We start from the raw sequence: 15,628 nt of genomic DNA, 5'->3' as shown, positions 1-15,628 counted from the left end.
CATGAAAATCCTCATCGTTGATGACTTCTCAACGATGCGGCGGATCATAAAAAACCTGTTGCGTGACCTTGGGTTCACCAACACGGTCGAGGCGGATGACGGCCTGACGGCGATTCCGATCCTCAACAGCGGGAGCATCGACTTTCTGGTAACCGACTGGAACATGCCGGGCATGACCGGTATCGACCTGCTGCGCCACGTGCGCGCCGACGAAAAACTGCGCAGCCTTCCCGTGTTGATGGTGACCGCCGAAGCCAAGCGTGAGCAGATCATCGAGGCCGCCCAGGCCGGGGTCAACGGTTACGTGGTCAAGCCATTCACTGCACAGGCCTTGAAAGAGAAGATCGAAAAAATCTTCGAACGCATCCACGGCTAATGCCATCGCGGGGGAGCTATGGAGCATAACGAAACGTCACAGGGAGACTTTGAGTCCACCCTGAAAAAACATGCTCACCAGTTGGTCGAATGCCTTGAAAAAGGCCAGTTCGGTGACGCGGTGCAGTTGATCCATGAGCTCAATCAGACCCGTGACCGAGGCCTGTACCAGGAAGTGGGCAAGCTCACACGCGAGCTGCACAGCGCGATCGTCAATTTCCAGATTGACCCGCACATGCCCCAGGCCGAAGAAATCTCACAGATCACCGACGCCACCGAGCGTCTGTCCTATGTGGTCAGGCTGACTGAAGCGGCGGCCAACCGCACCATGGACCTGGTGGAAAACGCCACGCCGCTGGTGACCGGCATGGCCACCGAAGCCCAGGCCCTGAGCGTTGACTGGGGCCGCTTCATGCGCCGCGAAGTGGGCGCTGAAGAGTTCCGTGAACTGGCCCGCCGGGTCGAAGGGTTCCTGTCACGCAGCGAGCAGGAAAACCGTACGGTTTCCAGCAACCTCAACGACATTCTGCTGGCCCAGGATTACCAGGACCTCACTGGTCAGGTGATCAAGCGCGTGACCCAATTGGTCACCGAAGTGGAAAGTAACTTGCTCAAATTGGTGCTTATGGCAGGCCAGGTCGATCGTTTTGCCGGTATCGAACATGACCGCGAAGCGATCCTCTCGGAAAAAGATCCACAAAAACATCTCGCCAAGGGTGAAGGTCCGCAGATTCATGCCGATAAACGTGAAGACGTTGTGTCAGGTCAGGATGACGTAGATGACCTGTTATCCAGTTTAGGCTTCTAAGGAGCACCCACATGAGCTTCGGCGCCGATGAAGAGATCCTTCAGGATTTCCTTGTAGAGGCCGGCGAAATTTTAGAGCAACTGTCCGAACAACTGGTCGAGCTGGAAAGCCGCCCAGATGATGCGAACCTGCTCAATGCAATTTTTCGCGGTTTTCACACTGTAAAAGGGGGCGCCGGCTTCCTCCAGCTCCATGAGCTGGTGGAGTGCTGCCACATCGCCGAGAACGTTTTCGACATCCTGCGCAAGGGTGAGCGTCACGTTGATTCGGAGTTGATGGACGTGATTCTCGAAGCACTGGATGCGGTCAACGGCATGTTCAGCCAAGTGCGTGAACGTGCCCCGATCACCGCAGCCACGCCGGAACTGTTGGCCGCCCTGGCGCGCTATGCGGAGCCTGCGGACACCTCGGCGGCGCCGGTGGTCGAAGCGGAGCCTGAACCGGAGCCTGAGCCCGATGTGACGGACACTGAGTTCGAACAGCTGCTCGACTCGCTCAGTGCCGTCAAGGCCGAAGCCGAAGCGCCGGCCACTGTGGCCCCGGCAGCGGCGCCGACCAGCGAAGACATTACCGACGCGGAATTCGAGTCGCTGCTCGACCAGTTGCATGGCAAGGGCCAGTTCGCTGCCGATGCGGTCGCGCCTGCCGCTTCTGCACCGGCTGCACCGGCCGCGCCTGTCAGCACCGACATCACCGACGACGAATTCGAAGCGTTGCTCGACCAACTGCATGGCAAAGGCACGTTTGCCGCCGACGCCTTGCCGGCAGTCGCTGCCACCGCCACCGCCGCCGCGCCTGCAGCCAGCGCTGCGCCCGCCGCTGATGGCTTGATCACCGATCACGAATTCGAAGCCCTGCTCGACGATTTGCACGGCAAGGGCAAGTTCAGCGAAGCCGTCTCGACGGCAGCCGTCGCTGCGCCCGCACCGGTTGTCGCCAAAGCCGCCGCGCCGGCCAAAGCCGCCGCTCCAGCCGCCAAACCGGCTCCTGCTCCGGCAGCGGCCCCAACGCCGGCCCCAGCCCCAGCACGTGCCGCCGCCGCGGCACCGCCTGCGGACAAACCCGCCAGTGAAGCCGAAACCACCGTGCGCGTCGATACCGCGCGCCTGGACGACATCATGAACATGGTCGGCGAACTGGTGCTGGTGCGTAACCGCCTGGTGCGCCTGGGCCTGAGCAGTGGCGATGAGGCCATGCAAAAGGCGGTGTCGAACCTCGATGTGGTCACCGCCGACCTGCAAACCGCGGTGATGAAAACGCGGATGCAGCCGATCAAGAAAGTCTTCGGCCGCTTCCCGCGCCTGGTCCGTGACCTGGCGCGCCAGCTGAAGAAAGAGATCAACCTGGAACTGGTGGGTGAAGAAACCGACCTCGACAAAAACCTTGTCGAGGCCCTGGCCGACCCGCTGGTCCACTTGGTGCGCAACGCGGTCGACCACGGCGTCGAAACGCCGGAAGAACGCGAAGCCTCGGGCAAGTCCCGTGGCGGCAAGGTGATTCTGGCGGCGGAGCAGGAAGGCGACCATATCCTGCTGTCGATCACCGATGACGGCAAGGGCATGGACCCGACGATATTGCGCAACATCGCGGTCAAGCGTGGCGTGATGGACAAGGACGCCGCCGACCGCCTGACCGACACCGAGTGCTACAACCTGATCTTCGCCCCGGGCTTCTCGACCAAGACCGAGATTTCCGATGTGTCGGGCCGTGGCGTCGGCATGGACGTGGTGAAGACCAAGATCAGCCAGCTCAACGGCTCGATCAATATCTACTCGACCAAGGGCCAGGGCTCGAAGATCGTCATCAAGGTGCCGTTGACCCTGGCGATCATGCCGACCCTGATGGTGATGCTGGGCAACCAGGCGTTCGCCTTCCCGCTGGTCAACGTCAACGAGATCTTCCACCTCGATCTGTCGCGCACCAACGTGGTGGACGGCCAGGAAGTGGTGATCGTGCGCGACAAGGCGTTGCCGCTGTTTTACCTCAAGCGCTGGCTGGTGGCATCGGCGGCTCACGAGGAGCAGCACGAAGGTCATGTGGTGATTCTGTCCGTGGGCACCCAGCGTATCGGCTTTGTCGTCGATCAACTGGTGGGTCAGGAAGAAGTGGTCATCAAGCCTTTGGGCAAAATGCTGCAGGGAACCCCGGGCATGTCGGGTGCGACCATCACCGGTGACGGTCGGATCGCGCTGATTCTCGATGTTCCGAGCATGCTCAAGCGTTACGCCGCTCGGCGTATTTGATTCTGGTGGGGCAGGGCGGTCTCGCTCGCCCCACCTAACGGAGTGTTTATGGCAGTCAAGGTCCTGGTGGTGGACGATTCGGGTTTCTTCCGCCGCCGCGTCTCGGAAATTCTTTCCGCCGATCCAAGCATCCAGGTGGTCGGCACGGCCACCAACGGCAAAGAGGCGATTGATCAAGCCATTGCGCTGAAGCCGGACGTGATCACCATGGACTACGAGATGCCGATGATGGATGGCATCACGGCAGTCCGGCACATCATGCAACGCTGCCCGACCCCGGTATTGATGTTCTCCTCGCTGACCCATGAAGGCGCCCGAGTGACCCTCGACGCGCTGGATGCCGGTGCGGTGGACTTTTTGCCGAAGAATTTCGAAGACATCTCGCGCAACCCCGAGAAGGTCAAGCAGATGCTGTGCGAGAAAGTCCACAGCATCTCGCGCAGTAACCGTCGCAGCCTGTTCAGTGCGCCGACGCCTGCTCCGGTGGCGGCACCGGCCGCGCCCACCGGTTCCTCGTTCGGGCGCCCGGCACCCGCGCCGCTTGCACGACCCGCGCCGCCACCGGTACGGGCCTCGGCGCCGGCAACCGCGCATTCGCCGGCACCCAAGCGCAAAGCCTACAAGCTGGTCGCCATCGGCACCTCCACCGGTGGCCCGGTCGCCTTGCAGCGGGTGTTGACCCAGCTGCCGGCCAACTTCCCGGCACCGATCGTATTGATCCAGCACATGCCCGCCGCGTTCACCAAAGCCTTCGCCGAGCGCCTGGACAAGCTGTGCCGCATCAGCGTCAAGGAAGCCGAGGATGGCGACATCCTGCGTCCTGGCCTGGCGCTGCTGGCGCCGGGTGGCAAGCAGATGATGGTCGACGGCCGTGGCGCGATCAAAATCCTGCCGGGCGATGAGCGTCTCAACTACAAACCGTGCGTGGACATCACGTTCGGTTCGGCGGCCAAATCCTACGGCGACAAAGTTCTGGCGGTGGTACTCACCGGCATGGGCGCCGACGGCCGCGAAGGTGCGCGCCTGCTTAAGCAGGGCGGCAGCGCGATCTGGGCCCAGGACGAAGCCAGCTGCGTGATCTATGGCATGCCCATGGCCATCGTCAAGGCTGACCTGGCCGACGCCGTCTACAGTTTGGACGATATCGGCAAGCACCTGGTGGAGGCCTGCCTCTGATGGACGTGTTGAGCCTGATCGGCATTACCATGGCATTTGTCGCGATCATTGGCGGCAATTACCTCGAAGGCGGCCACCTCGGTGCGTTGGCCAACGGTCCGGCGGCGCTGATCGTGATCGGCGGCACCGTGGGCGCCGCGTTGTTGCAGTCGCCGATGAGTTCGTTCAAGCGTGCGATGCAGATCATGATCTGGATCATCTTCCCGCCGCGTGTCGACCTGCCCGGTGGCATCGACCGCGTGGTCAACTGGAGCCTCACCGCCCGCAAGGAAGGCCTGCTGGGCCTCGAAGGCGTGGCCGATGCCGAGCCCGACAGTTATTCGCGCAAAGGCTTGCAGTTGCTGGTGGACGGCGCCGAGCCGGAAGCGATCCGCAGCATCCTCGAGGTGGATTTCTACACCCAGGAAAGCCGTGACATCAACGCCGCCAAAGTCTTTGAAAGCATGGGCGGCTACGCGCCGACCATTGGCATCATCGGTGCGGTGATGGGCCTGATCCACGTGATGGGCAACCTCGCTGACCCTTCGCAACTGGGCAGCGGGATTGCCGTGGCATTTGTCGCCACCATCTACGGTGTGGCCAGTGCCAACCTGGTGCTGCTGCCGGTGGCGAGCAAGCTCAAGTCGATTGCCATGCGCCAGTCCCGTTACCGTGAAATGTTGCTCGAAGGCATCCTGTCGATTGCCGAGGGCGAGAACCCGCGTTCCATTGAATTGAAGCTCCAGGGCTTCATGGATTGATGGATATGTATAGCTGGCCTGCGGCCTTGTTGTGGCGAGCGAGCCATAAGTCCTGTGTACAGAGAGGTGCCTGCCAGTGAGCCGTCGCCGTCGCGAGCCTGAAGAGCACGTCAACCACGAACGCTGGCTGGTGTCCTACGCGGACTTCATCACCTTGCTGTTTGCGTTTTTCGTGGTGATGTATTCCATCTCGTCGATCAACGAAGGCAAGTACAAAGTCATCTCCCAGGCGCTGATCGGTGTGTTCAACGACGCCGACCGCTCGCTCAAGCCGATTCCCATCGGCGAAGAACGGCCCAGGACCGTGACGCCGGCCAAGCCGCTGGTCAATGACAGCGATGAAACCGCTGCCGGTGTGGGGGGCACCAGCGATCCGCTGAAAAGCATCGCCGATGACATCAGTGCTGCGTTCGGCGACCTGATCAGCTCCAACCAGATGACCGTGCGCGGCAACGAGTTGTGGGTGGAAATCGAGCTTAATTCCAGCCTGCTGTTCGCCAGTGCCGACGCGATGCCCAGCGACCAGGCGTTCACCATCATCGACAAGGTGGCGGCGATCCTCAAACCGTTCGAGAACCCGGTGCACGTCGAAGGGTTTACCGACAATGTGCCGATCAGCACCGCGCAGTACCCGACCAACTGGGAACTGTCCTCGGCGCGTGCCGCGAGCATTGTGCGCATGCTCGCGATGCAGGGCGTGAGCCCCGGACGCCTGGCGTCGGTGGGGTATGGCGAGTTCCAGCCGGTGGCCAACAACGCTACGGTGGAAGGCCGTGCGCGCAACCGTCGGGTGGTGTTAGTGGTCTCGCGCAACCTGGACGTGCGCCGCAGCCTGACCGCCACCGGCACCGCCAATGCAACACCGGACGCGGCTTTGAGGCGTGCTGGCACACAAACTGCACCGGCCCCTGCAAAGCCGCCGGTTCGTCAGAGTGCCGTCAATTCTCCGTCGCCGGCTCAATAACCTTATGCAATGTCTCGGTCGCGCCTGTGCCCACCGGGAGGAACCATCCGAATGAGAGTCTGGGCAGTTGCCAATCAAAAAGGCGGGGTCGGCAAGACCACCACCTCCATCGCTCTAGCCGGTTTGCTGGCTGAGGCGGGCAAGCGCGTGGTCGTGGTCGATCTGGACCCCCACGGCTCGATGACCAGCTATTTCGGTTACGACCCGGATGCGCTGGAACACAGCTGCTATGACCTGTTCCTGCACAAGGGCAGTGTGCCGAGCGACTTGCCCGGCCAACTGCTTTTGCCGACCAGCAGCGAGCGCATTTCCCTGCTGCCATCGAGCACCGCGCTGGCCACCCTTGAGCGCCAGTCACCGGGCCAGAGCGGCCTGGGCCTGGTGATCGCCAAGACCCTGGCGCAGCTGTGGCAGGACTTCGACTACGCCATCATCGACAGCCCGCCGTTGCTCGGCGTGCTGATGGTCAACGCCCTGGCGGCCAGCCAGCAACTGGTGATCCCGGTGCAGACCGAGCACTTGGCGGTCAAGGGGCTGGAGCGCATGGTCAGCACCCTGGCGATGATCAACCGTTCGCGCAAACAGGCGCTGCCGTACAGCATCGTGCCGACGCTGTTCGATCGTCGCACCCAGGCGTCGCTCGGCACCTTGCGCGTATTGCGCGATGCCTACCCGCAGACCATCTGGAATGGCTACATTCCGGTGGACACGCGTCTGCGCGATGCCAGCCGTGCCGGGCTGACGCCTTCGCAATTCGATGCCAAGAGCCGTGGCGTGATGGCCTACCGCGCGCTGCTCAAGCACCTGTTATCGCAGCAGCTTGTGGCGCAGGTGGCTTGATGATGAACCGCCCCGTCGAACTCAAGACCAAGACCCGGCCGCAACTGGCGCTGGAATCCTACCTGGATGCCTTGCTGCAGGACGCGACCGAGGAGCAATTGCCGGAACCGATCCTGGCGCTGGAACCGGCGGTAGAAGTACCGTCGTCGAGCAGCCTGGATGAGTTCCAGCTGGCTGTATTGGAAGAGCAGGCCCGCGATGCACATGCTGCACCGCTGATCGTGCCGGTCGAGGCACCGGTTGTGGTGGAACCGGTGACGCCGCTGATGGTGGTCGAGCCGGTGGTAGACGTGCACCTGCCGCCAAGCATCACCCCGCCGCCGGTGAGCGGCGACGATCGCCCGTCCTGGGCGGCGGAACCGTTCGAATGTTTGCTGTTCGACGTCGCCGGCCTGACCCTGGCGGTGCCGCTGGTGTGCCTGGGCTCGATCTATTCCCTGGAAGGCCAGGAGCTGACGCCGCTGTTCGGCCAGCCCGATTGGTTCCTCGGGATCCTGCCCAGCCAGGCCGGCAACCTCAAGGTGCTGGACACCGCGCGCTGGGTGATGCCCGACCGCTACCGCGATGACTTGCGCCAAGGCTTGCAATACGTGATCTCGGTTCAGGGCTACGAGTGGGGGCTGGCGGTGCATCAGGTCAGCCGCTCGCTGCGCCTGGACCCGAATGAAATCAAATGGCGCAGCCACCGGGGCCAGCGGCCTTGGCTGGCGGGCACTGTGATCGAACACATGTGCGCGTTGCTTGACGTCGCCGAGCTGGCGGAATTGATCGCCAGTGGCGCCGTCAAGGAAATGTCCGCCAATAAACGCAGTTGATTGAACAACAAGGGCCGTGCGCAAGTGCGGCCAACGAAGCACACACGCCGTACGCAACGGCATTTGAAGGGGTCATGAGTATGAGCAGCAATCCAAGTAAGAGCACTACAGACGATCCGATCCTGCAATGGGTTACCTTCAAGCTGGACAACGAGACCTACGGCATTAACGTGATGCGCGTGCAGGAAGTGCTGCGCTACACCGAGATCGCTCCGGTTCCGGGTGCGCCAAGCTACGTGCTGGGTATCATCAACCTGCGCGGCAACGTGGTGACGGTGATCGACACCCGCCAGCGTTTTGGCCTCAATGCCACCGAGATCAGCGACAACACCCGTATCGTCATCATCGAAGCCGACAAGCAAGTGGTCGGCATCATGGTCGACAGCGTGGCGGAAGTGGTCTACCTGCGCCAATCGGAAGTGGAAACCGCGCCGAACGTGGGTAACGAGGAATCGGCCAAGTTCATCCAGGGCGTGTGCAACAAGAACAACGAACTGCTGATTCTGGTTGAGCTGGACAAGATGATGAGCGAAGAAGAATGGTCGGAACTGGAGAGTATCTGATTGTTCCTTGAGGCGGCGGTAATTGTCCTGGCCCTGCTGTGGGCCGGGACGTTGGCGTTTTTGCTGCGCCATGTCAGTCAGCAACGCGAATTGGCCTTGCAACAGGCCGAGCGCGATGCCATGCGTGATCGGCGTGTGCTGGAGCTGGTCAAGCGGGTCGACCATTATCAGCAAAGTGCGGTGAAGGTCGGGGACGAGGTGCACGAGTTGCGCGCAATCCTGGCGCCGTTGCCGGACAAGCTGGTGCAACTGGAGCAGCGCGATCCCGCCAGTCTGTCGTTCGCTCAGGCGGCGAAACTGGTGGGGATGGGCGCGACGGTGGACGAGCTGACCCAATCGTGCGGCTTGACGCAGGCTGAGGCGCAGTTGATGAGTAAGTTGCACAAGAGCAGTTGAAGGCTGCGAGCTTCAAGCGGCAAGGTCGAGGCGTGCGACTTGTCGCTGATGACTTGCGGCTGCACTTTCCTTCCTGGTTTGAGGTCAACATCCTTCAAGCACTTTCAACCCAGGAGTAACCCACCCATGACCACCGCCAAGGCACTGTTGATTCTCCACGGCAAGCAAGCCCTCAACGAGGACGTGCGTGCGGCCGTGCAGGCGCGGCGTGGGCAGGGTTGGGAATTGGCGGTACGGGTGACCTGGGAGGGCGGTGATGCCCAGCGCCTGGTCAGGGAGGCCCTGGATGGCGGTTATACGCACATCATCGCAGGCGGCGGCGACGGCACCTTGCGTGACGTGGCCGAAGCGATGGTACAGGCACAGGCCGATGCCAGTCTGGTGTTGATGCCCCTGGGCACGGCCAACGATTTCGCCAAGGCCGCCGGCGTACCGCTGGAGCCTGCCCTGGCCCTGGCGTTGCTGGATGTCCCGGCCAGGGCCATCGACCTGGGCCAGGTCGGCGGACAAATCTTCCTGAACATGGCCACTGGCGGTTTCGGCAGCCAGGTCACGGCCAATACGTCGGAAGACTTGAAGAAGGTCCTGGGCGGCGCCGCCTATCTGTTCACCGGCCTGTCGCGGTTCAGCGAGTTGAAGGCTGCCTACGCCGAACTGGATGGCCCGGATTTCCACTGGAAAGGTGAACTGCTCGCGCTGGGCATCGGCAACGGTCGCCAGGCGGGCGGTGGGCATGAGCTCTGTCCGCAGGCCATGGCCGATGATGGGCTGCTCGACGTGAGCATTCTGCCGGCGCCCCAGGAGGTGGTCGGCACGTTGCGTGAGCTGATGAGCAATGGCTGGGGCCTGGAGACTATGTTTGTGCGGGCGCGCTTGCCGTGGGTGCAGGTCAAGCAGGCCGAAGGCCTGTACTTAAACCTTGACGGTGAACCGCTCGAGAGCGACGACCTGCGTTTCGAGGTCTTGCCCAAAGCCTTGCGTGTGCACTTACCGGTGGGGTCGCCGCTAGTCGTCCAGGCTGATGATCTGCTCGCGCACGGCAAATAACACCAAGCCCGCCACGTCGAATATCTGCAGGCGCTTCATGATCTGCGAGCGGTGCGCCTCTACAGTCTTGATGCTCAGGCCCAGGCCGTGGGCGATCTCGCGGGTGGACTTGCCGCGCACGATCAAGCGCAGGATTTCCAGCTGGCGGGCCGTGAGGTTGTGACTGTGGACGGCGGCGGCAGCCGGGCCCTGGTTGCGCACCAGCGCCTGGTTGATCACCGTGTGGGCGATCGCCGGGCTCAGGTAGCGTTCGTTGTTGCGCAAGGCCAGCAGCGCGTGTTCCAGCTCATTGGCGCTGGTGTCCTTGAGCAGGTAGCCATGGGCGCCGGACTCCAGCGCCTGCATGATCAGTTCCGGGTCGGTGTGCATCGACAGGATCAGCACCTTGCTCTTGGGGTAGACGCGCTTGAGTTGCTGCAGCGCATCCAGGCCGCCGGTGTGTTTCATCGATAGGTCGAGCAGTACGATATCCGGCTGCAAGACGCTGAACTGCTCGAGCAACTGCGCGCCGTCGCTGGCTTCGCCGACAACGGTGTAGCCGCAAATATCTTGGACCAGTGCGCGTACGCCGGCCCGGATCAGTGCATGGTCATCCACCAGGAGTAATGTGCAGGTCACTCGTAAACCTTAGGGGAACTGGCCCGTTCGAGGGCGCGCGGCGCCCAGGGGAAAAGCACGTCAATCCGTGTGCCCTTGCCTGGCTGGCTGTTGACGGACAGGGTGCCCCCCAGTTGATTGATCCGTTCGGCCATGCCGGCCATGCCTCGTTGACCTTCACGCCCTGGGTCGAGGGCGGGCGAAAAGCCCTGACCGTCATCGCTGATACTCAGCGACAGACCCTCGGGCAGACGTTGCAGGCGCACCAGCAGGTTGTGTGCCTGGGCATGGCGCAGCATGTTGGTCACCGCTTCCTGGGTAATGCGAAAGGCCGCCACGGCTATTTCTTCCGGGATGCCGGTCAAGCGCTGCTGACATTCCAGGCTCCAGTGCACGGGGGTGTTTTCCAGCGTCTTGAGCAGGTGCGCGCGCAGGCTGGCTTCCAGGCCCAGGCTGGTGAGCTGCCGGGGGTTGAGGATGGCCGAGACGTCGCGCACCTTGGCCAGGGTCTCGTTCAAGGTGTTGCACAGCACGTTGCACTGGTCTTGCAGGTCTGCCGGCAGACGACGCTTGAGCCACTCGCTCTGCAGCTTGGCGGCCGTGAGCAATTGGCCGATATCGTCGTGCAGGTCGCGGCTGAGACGATGGCGTTCGTTTTCCTGTACTTGCAGCAGGCGGTCGGCCAGCTCCTGCGGCTGGAACTTGATGGCGGTGCGCGAGCGCCACTGCCGCAGGCCCACTACCAGCAAGAGGATCAGATTGAGCAGCGGCACCATGATCGGCAGCGGCGCGCTGTACAGGTAGGCCCACAGACTCAACAGCAGCGAGCCGAGGCACAGCATGAGGATCAAGCGGCGTACATGGCTGCCTGACGCGGACCTGGCGATAAGTGTCTTGAGGCTGGCGTACATAGCGGAGGGAGCCGATGAAGGTTCACTGCGGGAAGACCGGTCATGGCGATTGGCCGGACTCTGTTGGGAACGCGTTGTCGAGTCTGTTTTATACATGATGAAGTTGAGTCACTTCGAGCGAGGCATAGTACCACCACTCTTACCGTTGGTCGCCTGGCGCAGTGGCCCGGCCGGCTCATTAATCGCGCCGATACCTGGGCGGTATTCCCAGTGTTCATGGCGTTGTGGGGAAGTCTAAAGGAGGTTGTATCGCTATGAGCAGTGATGGCTTATTGCTATTATTGTGTGCCGGGTAACGTGCAGTGCGTTAAAAGTGCAGTGCGTTAGTTGATCCTGTCGTTGGCAGGTGCATACGCCTCACAGTGCCGGATGCACACGTTGCTGCGGTTTATGACTGAAGTTTTTCTGCGGAATCTGCAAGGTGACGGTTGCGATCAGCGTGGCCTGTTCACTCTCATCCATGGTCAACTCGCCGGTCCGGACATCGATCAGCTCCAGTTGCCAGGCCAGCAGGGTCAGGCAGTCATGCAGCGCGTCCAGCGCCTGGTCATGCAATTGCATCGGGCTTTCGGCGTTGGCGATCAGTTGCTGGATATGCCGGGAGAACTCACTGATGGCCTGCAGTGCCAGGCTGTCGGCCTTTTCGGCCAGTTTGATCAGGCTGGTCTTCATGCAGTCGATGGCATCGCTGTCATCGCGAATCAGGTGCAGATGGCTCAGGCACTCTTCTGACTTGGTCAGCAGCTTTTGCGCCTCAAGCAAGAATTGGGGGAGTGTGGTTTGCCATTCATTTGCGCTGTTCATCATACAAGTCTCCACAACGTAAGGTCGGGCGATGAGATGCTGCACCGGGTGAATGACTTAAAAATAGCGCCGAAAATTGACTTTGACCTGTAGGTCGAATCCGATAATTCAGTAGGACGTTTATTTGAATGACAGGGACGGCGACGCTCGGCCCGGGTGAGTGGGCTCGGTTGCACACCGTCAAGGGACGTGACACTTACGTCTGAAATACCCGTGGGCCGGGGGCTTGGCGTGGCAAACAAAAGCCTGACTCCATTCATGCAATGAGAATGGCGTCACATTAATGGCTATTAGATATTGCGAATATCAGGTTGGGCCTGATTGCGCCTAGGGGAATCCCCTATATAGAGGAACTTCGCGATGCTTTGGATGTCGCGAGGTGGCGGTGCGGCTCTCTTGGAGCACCTGCGCAGTAGAGCATGATGTCAGTGTGACATCAATGGGTTTGCATGGCATTTTATTGGGGTCAAGATCCGGCGTTCGCCGCCGATAACCCGCTTACAGCACTGCATAATCCCTCGCGCATGATGTTATCTGCGCACACCAGGAGCATTTGATGGCCAGCATTCTCGACTCGGTAGACCAACGCACGCAACTGGTGGGTGAGAATCGCCTGGAAATCCTCATGTTTCGGCTGTTCGGGCGGCAGTTGTTCGCGATCAACGTATTCAAGGTGCAGGAAGTCCTGCAACTGCCCAAGCTGACCCTGATGCCTCAGCGTCACCCTTTCGTGTGCGGTGTGGTCAACCTGCGTGGCCAGACCCTGCCGGTGATCGACCTGTCCCAGGCCATCGGTATGCGCCCGCTGGTGCCGGGCCCGAACAGCACCATCATCGTCACCGAGTACAACCGCTCGGTGCAGGCGTTCCTGGTCGGCGGCGTGGACCGCATCGTCAACATGAACTGGGAAGCCATCCTGCCGCCGCCGACCAGCGCCGGGCGCCAGCATTACCTTACCGCGATCAGCAAGGTCGATGACCAGTTGGTGGAGATCATCGACGTGGAGAAAGTCCTCGCCGAGATCGTGCCCTACAACGCCAAGGTGTCCCGTGAAAAGCTCGAAGATCCGGTATTGGAGCGCGCCCGTGGCCGCGAAGTGCTGCTGGTGGACGACTCCAACGTCGCCCTGTCGCAGCTGCGCGACACCCTGGGCCAACTGGGCGTGAAGATGCACATTGCCAGCGACGGCCTCAAGGCGCTGAACATGCTCAAGGCCTGGGCCGACGCCGGCCACGTGATGACCGACAAGCTGCTGATGATCTTCACCGACGCCGAAATGCCCGAGATGGACGGCTACCGCCTCACCACCGAGATCCGTAACGACCCGCGCCTGCGCAAGTTGTATGTGGTGCTGCACACCTCGCTGTCCGGCAGCTTCAACGACTCGATGGTGAAGAAGGTCGGTTGCGACAATTTTCTGTCCAAATTCCAGCCCGACAAACTGGTGGATGTGGTGCGTCAGCGACTGATGCTGGACGAAGCCTCGGCTTGACCTTAGGGTGGGCATCTTTGCCCTCCAGGAATGCAGGCCCATGCTTCGTCTCAGCGCGTTGTACCGTTACCCCTTGAAGTCCGGCAAGGCCGAAACCTTGCAGGCGGTAGGCCTGGATAAGCTCGGGTTGGAGGGGGATCGACGCTGGATGCTGGTGGACGAGGCCAGTGGGCGTTTCCTTACGCAGCGCGCGGTGGCAAAGATGAGCCAGTTGTCGGCGTTGTGGAACGCGGCCGGCGGGCTCACGCTGAGTTCGCCGGGCTACCCGTCCCTGGACGTGGCATTGCCCGACAGCGCCAGCGAACTGCGCGGCGTGACCCTCTGGAACGACACCCTGCGCGTACCGGACGCCGGTACTGCGGCCGCCGCCTGGGTCAGCGAGTTCATCGGCAAGCCGACGCGCCTGGTGCAAATGCCGCTGGAACGGGCGCGTACCACCCAGGCGGGCTATGGCCGCGATGATGACCAGGTGGCGTTCGCCGACGGTTATCCGCTACTGCTGATCGGCCAGGGTTCCCTTGATGACCTCTCCCGGGAAATCGGCCGCCCCATGGAAATGCTGCGCTTTCGCCCCAACCTGGTGATCGAGGGCGGTGAAGCCTTTGCCGAAGATGGCTGGAAACGCCTGCGCATCGGCGATGTCGAATTTCGTGTGGTCAAGCCCTGCTCACGCTGCGTGCTCACCACCATCGACCCGCAGACCGGCGAGCGCAGTGCCGACCGTGAACCCTTTGCCACCCTTCAGACTTACCGCAAGACCGAACAAGGCGCGATGTTCGGCCAGAACCTGGTCAACGACGGGGTGGGGCGCCTGGAAGTGGGCATGGCGGTGACGGTCCTCGAGTAATAGCCGACGCCCATAAAAAATGCCCGTCTCGCAGGAGACGGGCATTTTTTTCAGCGGTGCAACCCTTAGCTGCGGTATTCGCACAGGTAAGCGGTGTCCACGGCGACCTTCAGTTGGAACTTGCTGTTGGCCGGCACGTTGAACTGACTGCCGGCGGCGAAGGTTTCCCACTCGGCATCAGGCAACTTGACGATAAGGGCGCCTGAGACTACGTGCATGATTTCACGCTGGGCGGTGCCGAATTCGTATTCACCCGGGGCCATGACGCCGATGGTCGCCGGACCTTCTGCGGTGCCGAAAGCGATCGACTTGACGGTGCCGTCGAAGTACTCGTTGACTTTGAACATGGGCGATTCCTCGGAAAAAAGGGGCTGGAAAGGTCGGCCAGTATGCCCAAGGGCGGGGAAGCTGCCTAGACCGGCAAAATCAGCGGCAGCAGGCGTGCGGTGTTACGTGCATCTTCCAATGCCCGATGTTGCTGGCCATGGAACTGCATTCCCGCCAATTGCAGCGCCCCATTGAGTCCCAGGGGCTTGTCCAGGCGCCGGGCCTTGGCGAAGCGCTGCTTGAGGTTCACATGGGGCGTGTCTGCCAGGGCGCTGGCCAGGCCATGGCGCTGCCATTCGAGCTCTAGCTGCACGCGATCGTAATCGCCCCAGCTGGCCCAGCCTTCCAGGCGCGCCTGATGCTGGCCCAACCAGCGCTCGAACAGGGGCCACACCTCGGTGACAGGGGCGGCGGCGTCGATGTTGGCTTGGGTGATGTGGGTCAGCTGACGGCAAAAGGGCGTCAGCAATGGACGGCGCAGCGGCCGCACAAAGCGCTGGAAATGGTCCAGTTCGCGGCCCTGGCGGTTGACCAGGCTTGCGCCGATCTCGATGACTTCCATCTCCGTCACGGGCCAGCCGCCTTCATCCGTTGTGGCTTCAAGATCAATAATCAGCCAATGAGGCATCGTGCAGGTTCCCGTACTCTTCCCTTCCTGATGGGGATAGAGCGTAGCCCGGCCT

The 15,628-nt window shown here is 61.8% G+C and carries 18 protein-coding genes; 13 read left to right on the top strand and 5 right to left on the bottom strand.

Going from position 1 to position 15,628, the window contains the following annotated elements; translation table 11 throughout:
* Position 1 precedes the first annotated feature (1 nt).
* From PSH66_RS20860 to yegS, 11 genes are all read left to right on the top strand, one after another.
* Positions 2-376 (top strand): chemotaxis response regulator CheY, encoded by a 375-nt coding sequence (locus PSH66_RS20860; protein WP_160385018.1) that lies wholly within the window; start codon positions 2-4, stop codon positions 374-376.
* Between the two features lie 18 nt (positions 377-394).
* The gene (locus PSH66_RS20855; RefSeq protein ID WP_003175290.1) at positions 395-1,183 is read left to right on the top strand and encodes a protein phosphatase CheZ; all 789 of its coding nucleotides are present in this window, start codon (positions 395-397) and stop codon (positions 1,181-1,183) included.
* Positions 1,184-1,194: 11 nt separating this feature from the next.
* The gene (locus PSH66_RS20850) at positions 1,195-3,426 is read left to right on the top strand and encodes a chemotaxis protein CheA (RefSeq protein ID WP_305427583.1); all 2,232 of its coding nucleotides are present in this window, start codon (positions 1,195-1,197) and stop codon (positions 3,424-3,426) included.
* A gap of 48 nt (positions 3,427-3,474) precedes the next feature.
* Entirely contained in the window at positions 3,475-4,602 is a 1,128-nt protein-coding gene (locus PSH66_RS20845) for a chemotaxis response regulator protein-glutamate methylesterase (RefSeq protein ID WP_003175288.1), read from the top strand.
* On the top strand, positions 4,602-5,342 hold the full coding sequence (locus PSH66_RS20840; RefSeq protein ID WP_003175287.1) for a flagellar motor protein: 741 nt from the start codon (positions 4,602-4,604) through the stop codon (positions 5,340-5,342). The genes PSH66_RS20845 and PSH66_RS20840 overlap by 1 nt, the downstream gene beginning before the upstream one ends.
* Positions 5,343-5,418: 76 nt before the next feature.
* On the top strand, positions 5,419-6,306 hold the full coding sequence (gene motD / locus PSH66_RS20835) for a flagellar motor protein MotD (protein WP_003175286.1): 888 nt from the start codon (positions 5,419-5,421) through the stop codon (positions 6,304-6,306).
* Between the two features lie 51 nt (positions 6,307-6,357).
* On the top strand, positions 6,358-7,146 hold the full coding sequence (locus PSH66_RS20830) for a ParA family protein (RefSeq protein ID WP_003175285.1): 789 nt from the start codon (positions 6,358-6,360) through the stop codon (positions 7,144-7,146).
* 2 nt (positions 7,147-7,148) lie between these two features.
* Complete coding sequence (locus tag PSH66_RS20825; RefSeq protein WP_003175284.1) at positions 7,149-7,961, top strand: CheW domain-containing protein; 813 nt, start codon at positions 7,149-7,151, stop codon at positions 7,959-7,961.
* Positions 7,962-8,041: 80 nt separating this feature from the next.
* Positions 8,042-8,524 (top strand): chemotaxis protein CheW, encoded by a 483-nt coding sequence (locus PSH66_RS20820; RefSeq protein ID WP_003175283.1) that lies wholly within the window; start codon positions 8,042-8,044, stop codon positions 8,522-8,524.
* Positions 8,525-8,920: a DUF2802 domain-containing protein gene (locus PSH66_RS20815; RefSeq protein ID WP_003175282.1), complete on the top strand. Its 396-nt coding sequence runs from the start codon at positions 8,525-8,527 to the stop codon at positions 8,918-8,920.
* Positions 8,921-9,046: 126 nt separating this feature from the next.
* A complete protein-coding gene (yegS, locus tag PSH66_RS20810; RefSeq protein ID WP_305427582.1) occupies positions 9,047-9,967 on the top strand; it encodes a lipid kinase YegS in 921 nt (306 codons plus the stop codon).
* On the opposite strand, the gene PSH66_RS20805 is transcribed toward yegS, so the two are convergent.
* The 3 genes from PSH66_RS20805 to PSH66_RS20795 all read right to left on the bottom strand — a co-directional run bounded on the left by PSH66_RS20805 (position 9,926) and on the right by PSH66_RS20795 (position 12,282).
* Complete coding sequence (locus PSH66_RS20805) at positions 9,926-10,585, bottom strand: response regulator transcription factor (protein WP_042945074.1); 660 nt, start codon at positions 10,583-10,585, stop codon at positions 9,926-9,928. The two genes, yegS and PSH66_RS20805, sit on opposite strands and share 42 nt — an antisense overlap.
* Complete coding sequence (locus tag PSH66_RS20800) at positions 10,582-11,475, bottom strand: sensor histidine kinase (protein ID WP_042945072.1); 894 nt, start codon at positions 11,473-11,475, stop codon at positions 10,582-10,584. Before PSH66_RS20800 ends, PSH66_RS20805 begins: the two co-directional genes overlap by 4 nt.
* Before the next feature lie 357 nt (positions 11,476-11,832).
* Complete coding sequence (locus tag PSH66_RS20795; RefSeq protein ID WP_176156659.1) at positions 11,833-12,282, bottom strand: hypothetical protein; 450 nt, start codon at positions 12,280-12,282, stop codon at positions 11,833-11,835.
* A gap of 553 nt (positions 12,283-12,835) precedes the next feature.
* On the opposite strand from PSH66_RS20795, the gene PSH66_RS20790 reads away from it, so the two are divergent.
* Both PSH66_RS20790 and PSH66_RS20785 read left to right on the top strand, forming a co-directional pair.
* The gene (locus PSH66_RS20790) at positions 12,836-13,771 is read left to right on the top strand and encodes a chemotaxis protein CheV (protein WP_003175278.1); all 936 of its coding nucleotides are present in this window, start codon (positions 12,836-12,838) and stop codon (positions 13,769-13,771) included.
* Positions 13,772-13,811: 40 nt separating this feature from the next.
* Entirely contained in the window at positions 13,812-14,618 is an 807-nt protein-coding gene (locus tag PSH66_RS20785) for an MOSC domain-containing protein (RefSeq protein WP_003175277.1), read from the top strand.
* Between the two features lie 65 nt (positions 14,619-14,683).
* On the opposite strand, the gene PSH66_RS20780 is transcribed toward PSH66_RS20785, so the two are convergent.
* Together PSH66_RS20780 and PSH66_RS20775 are read right to left on the bottom strand one after the other, a co-directional pair.
* Entirely contained in the window at positions 14,684-14,965 is a 282-nt protein-coding gene (locus PSH66_RS20780; RefSeq protein WP_003175276.1) for a pyrimidine/purine nucleoside phosphorylase, read from the bottom strand.
* Positions 14,966-15,030: 65 nt separating this feature from the next.
* The gene (locus tag PSH66_RS20775) at positions 15,031-15,573 is read right to left on the bottom strand and encodes an exonuclease domain-containing protein (protein ID WP_003175275.1); all 543 of its coding nucleotides are present in this window, start codon (positions 15,571-15,573) and stop codon (positions 15,031-15,033) included.
* Between the last annotated feature and the right edge of the window lie 55 nt (positions 15,574-15,628).

The sequence above is a fragment of the Pseudomonas sp. FP597 genome (genome assembly GCF_030687435.1).
Lineage (GTDB): Bacteria > Pseudomonadota > Gammaproteobacteria > Pseudomonadales > Pseudomonadaceae > Aquipseudomonas > Aquipseudomonas lactucae.
The sequence above is the reverse complement of the archived record's forward strand: the minus strand, read 5'-3'. Positions and strand labels throughout refer to the sequence as shown.

Excerpts from the sequence above, each read along its gene's own strand:
- PSH66_RS20860 (WP_160385018.1), top strand. The coding sequence starts at position 2 with ATGAAAATCCTCATCGTTGATGACTTCTCAACGATGCGGCGGATCATA.
- PSH66_RS20855 (WP_003175290.1), top strand. The coding sequence starts at position 395 with ATGGAGCATAACGAAACGTCACAGGGAGACTTTGAGTCCACCCTGAAA.
- PSH66_RS20850 (WP_305427583.1), top strand. The coding sequence starts at position 1,195 with ATGAGCTTCGGCGCCGATGAAGAGATCCTTCAGGATTTCCTTGTAGAG.
- PSH66_RS20845 (WP_003175288.1), top strand. The coding sequence starts at position 3,475 with ATGGCAGTCAAGGTCCTGGTGGTGGACGATTCGGGTTTCTTCCGCCGC.
- PSH66_RS20840 (WP_003175287.1), top strand. The coding sequence starts at position 4,602 with ATGGACGTGTTGAGCCTGATCGGCATTACCATGGCATTTGTCGCGATC.
- PSH66_RS20830 (WP_003175285.1), top strand. The coding sequence starts at position 6,358 with ATGAGAGTCTGGGCAGTTGCCAATCAAAAAGGCGGGGTCGGCAAGACC.
- PSH66_RS20825 (WP_003175284.1), top strand. The coding sequence starts at position 7,149 with ATGAACCGCCCCGTCGAACTCAAGACCAAGACCCGGCCGCAACTGGCG.
- PSH66_RS20820 (WP_003175283.1), top strand. The coding sequence starts at position 8,042 with ATGAGCAGCAATCCAAGTAAGAGCACTACAGACGATCCGATCCTGCAA.
- yegS (WP_305427582.1), top strand. The coding sequence starts at position 9,047 with ATGACCACCGCCAAGGCACTGTTGATTCTCCACGGCAAGCAAGCCCTC.
- PSH66_RS20800 (WP_042945072.1), bottom strand. The coding sequence starts at position 11,475 with ATGTACGCCAGCCTCAAGACACTTATCGCCAGGTCCGCGTCAGGCAGC.
- PSH66_RS20795 (WP_176156659.1), bottom strand. The coding sequence starts at position 12,282 with ATGATGAACAGCGCAAATGAATGGCAAACCACACTCCCCCAATTCTTG.
- PSH66_RS20790 (WP_003175278.1), top strand. The coding sequence starts at position 12,836 with ATGGCCAGCATTCTCGACTCGGTAGACCAACGCACGCAACTGGTGGGT.
- PSH66_RS20785 (WP_003175277.1), top strand. The coding sequence starts at position 13,812 with ATGCTTCGTCTCAGCGCGTTGTACCGTTACCCCTTGAAGTCCGGCAAG.
- PSH66_RS20780 (WP_003175276.1), bottom strand. The coding sequence starts at position 14,965 with ATGTTCAAAGTCAACGAGTACTTCGACGGCACCGTCAAGTCGATCGCT.
- PSH66_RS20775 (WP_003175275.1), bottom strand. The coding sequence starts at position 15,573 with ATGCCTCATTGGCTGATTATTGATCTTGAAGCCACAACGGATGAAGGC.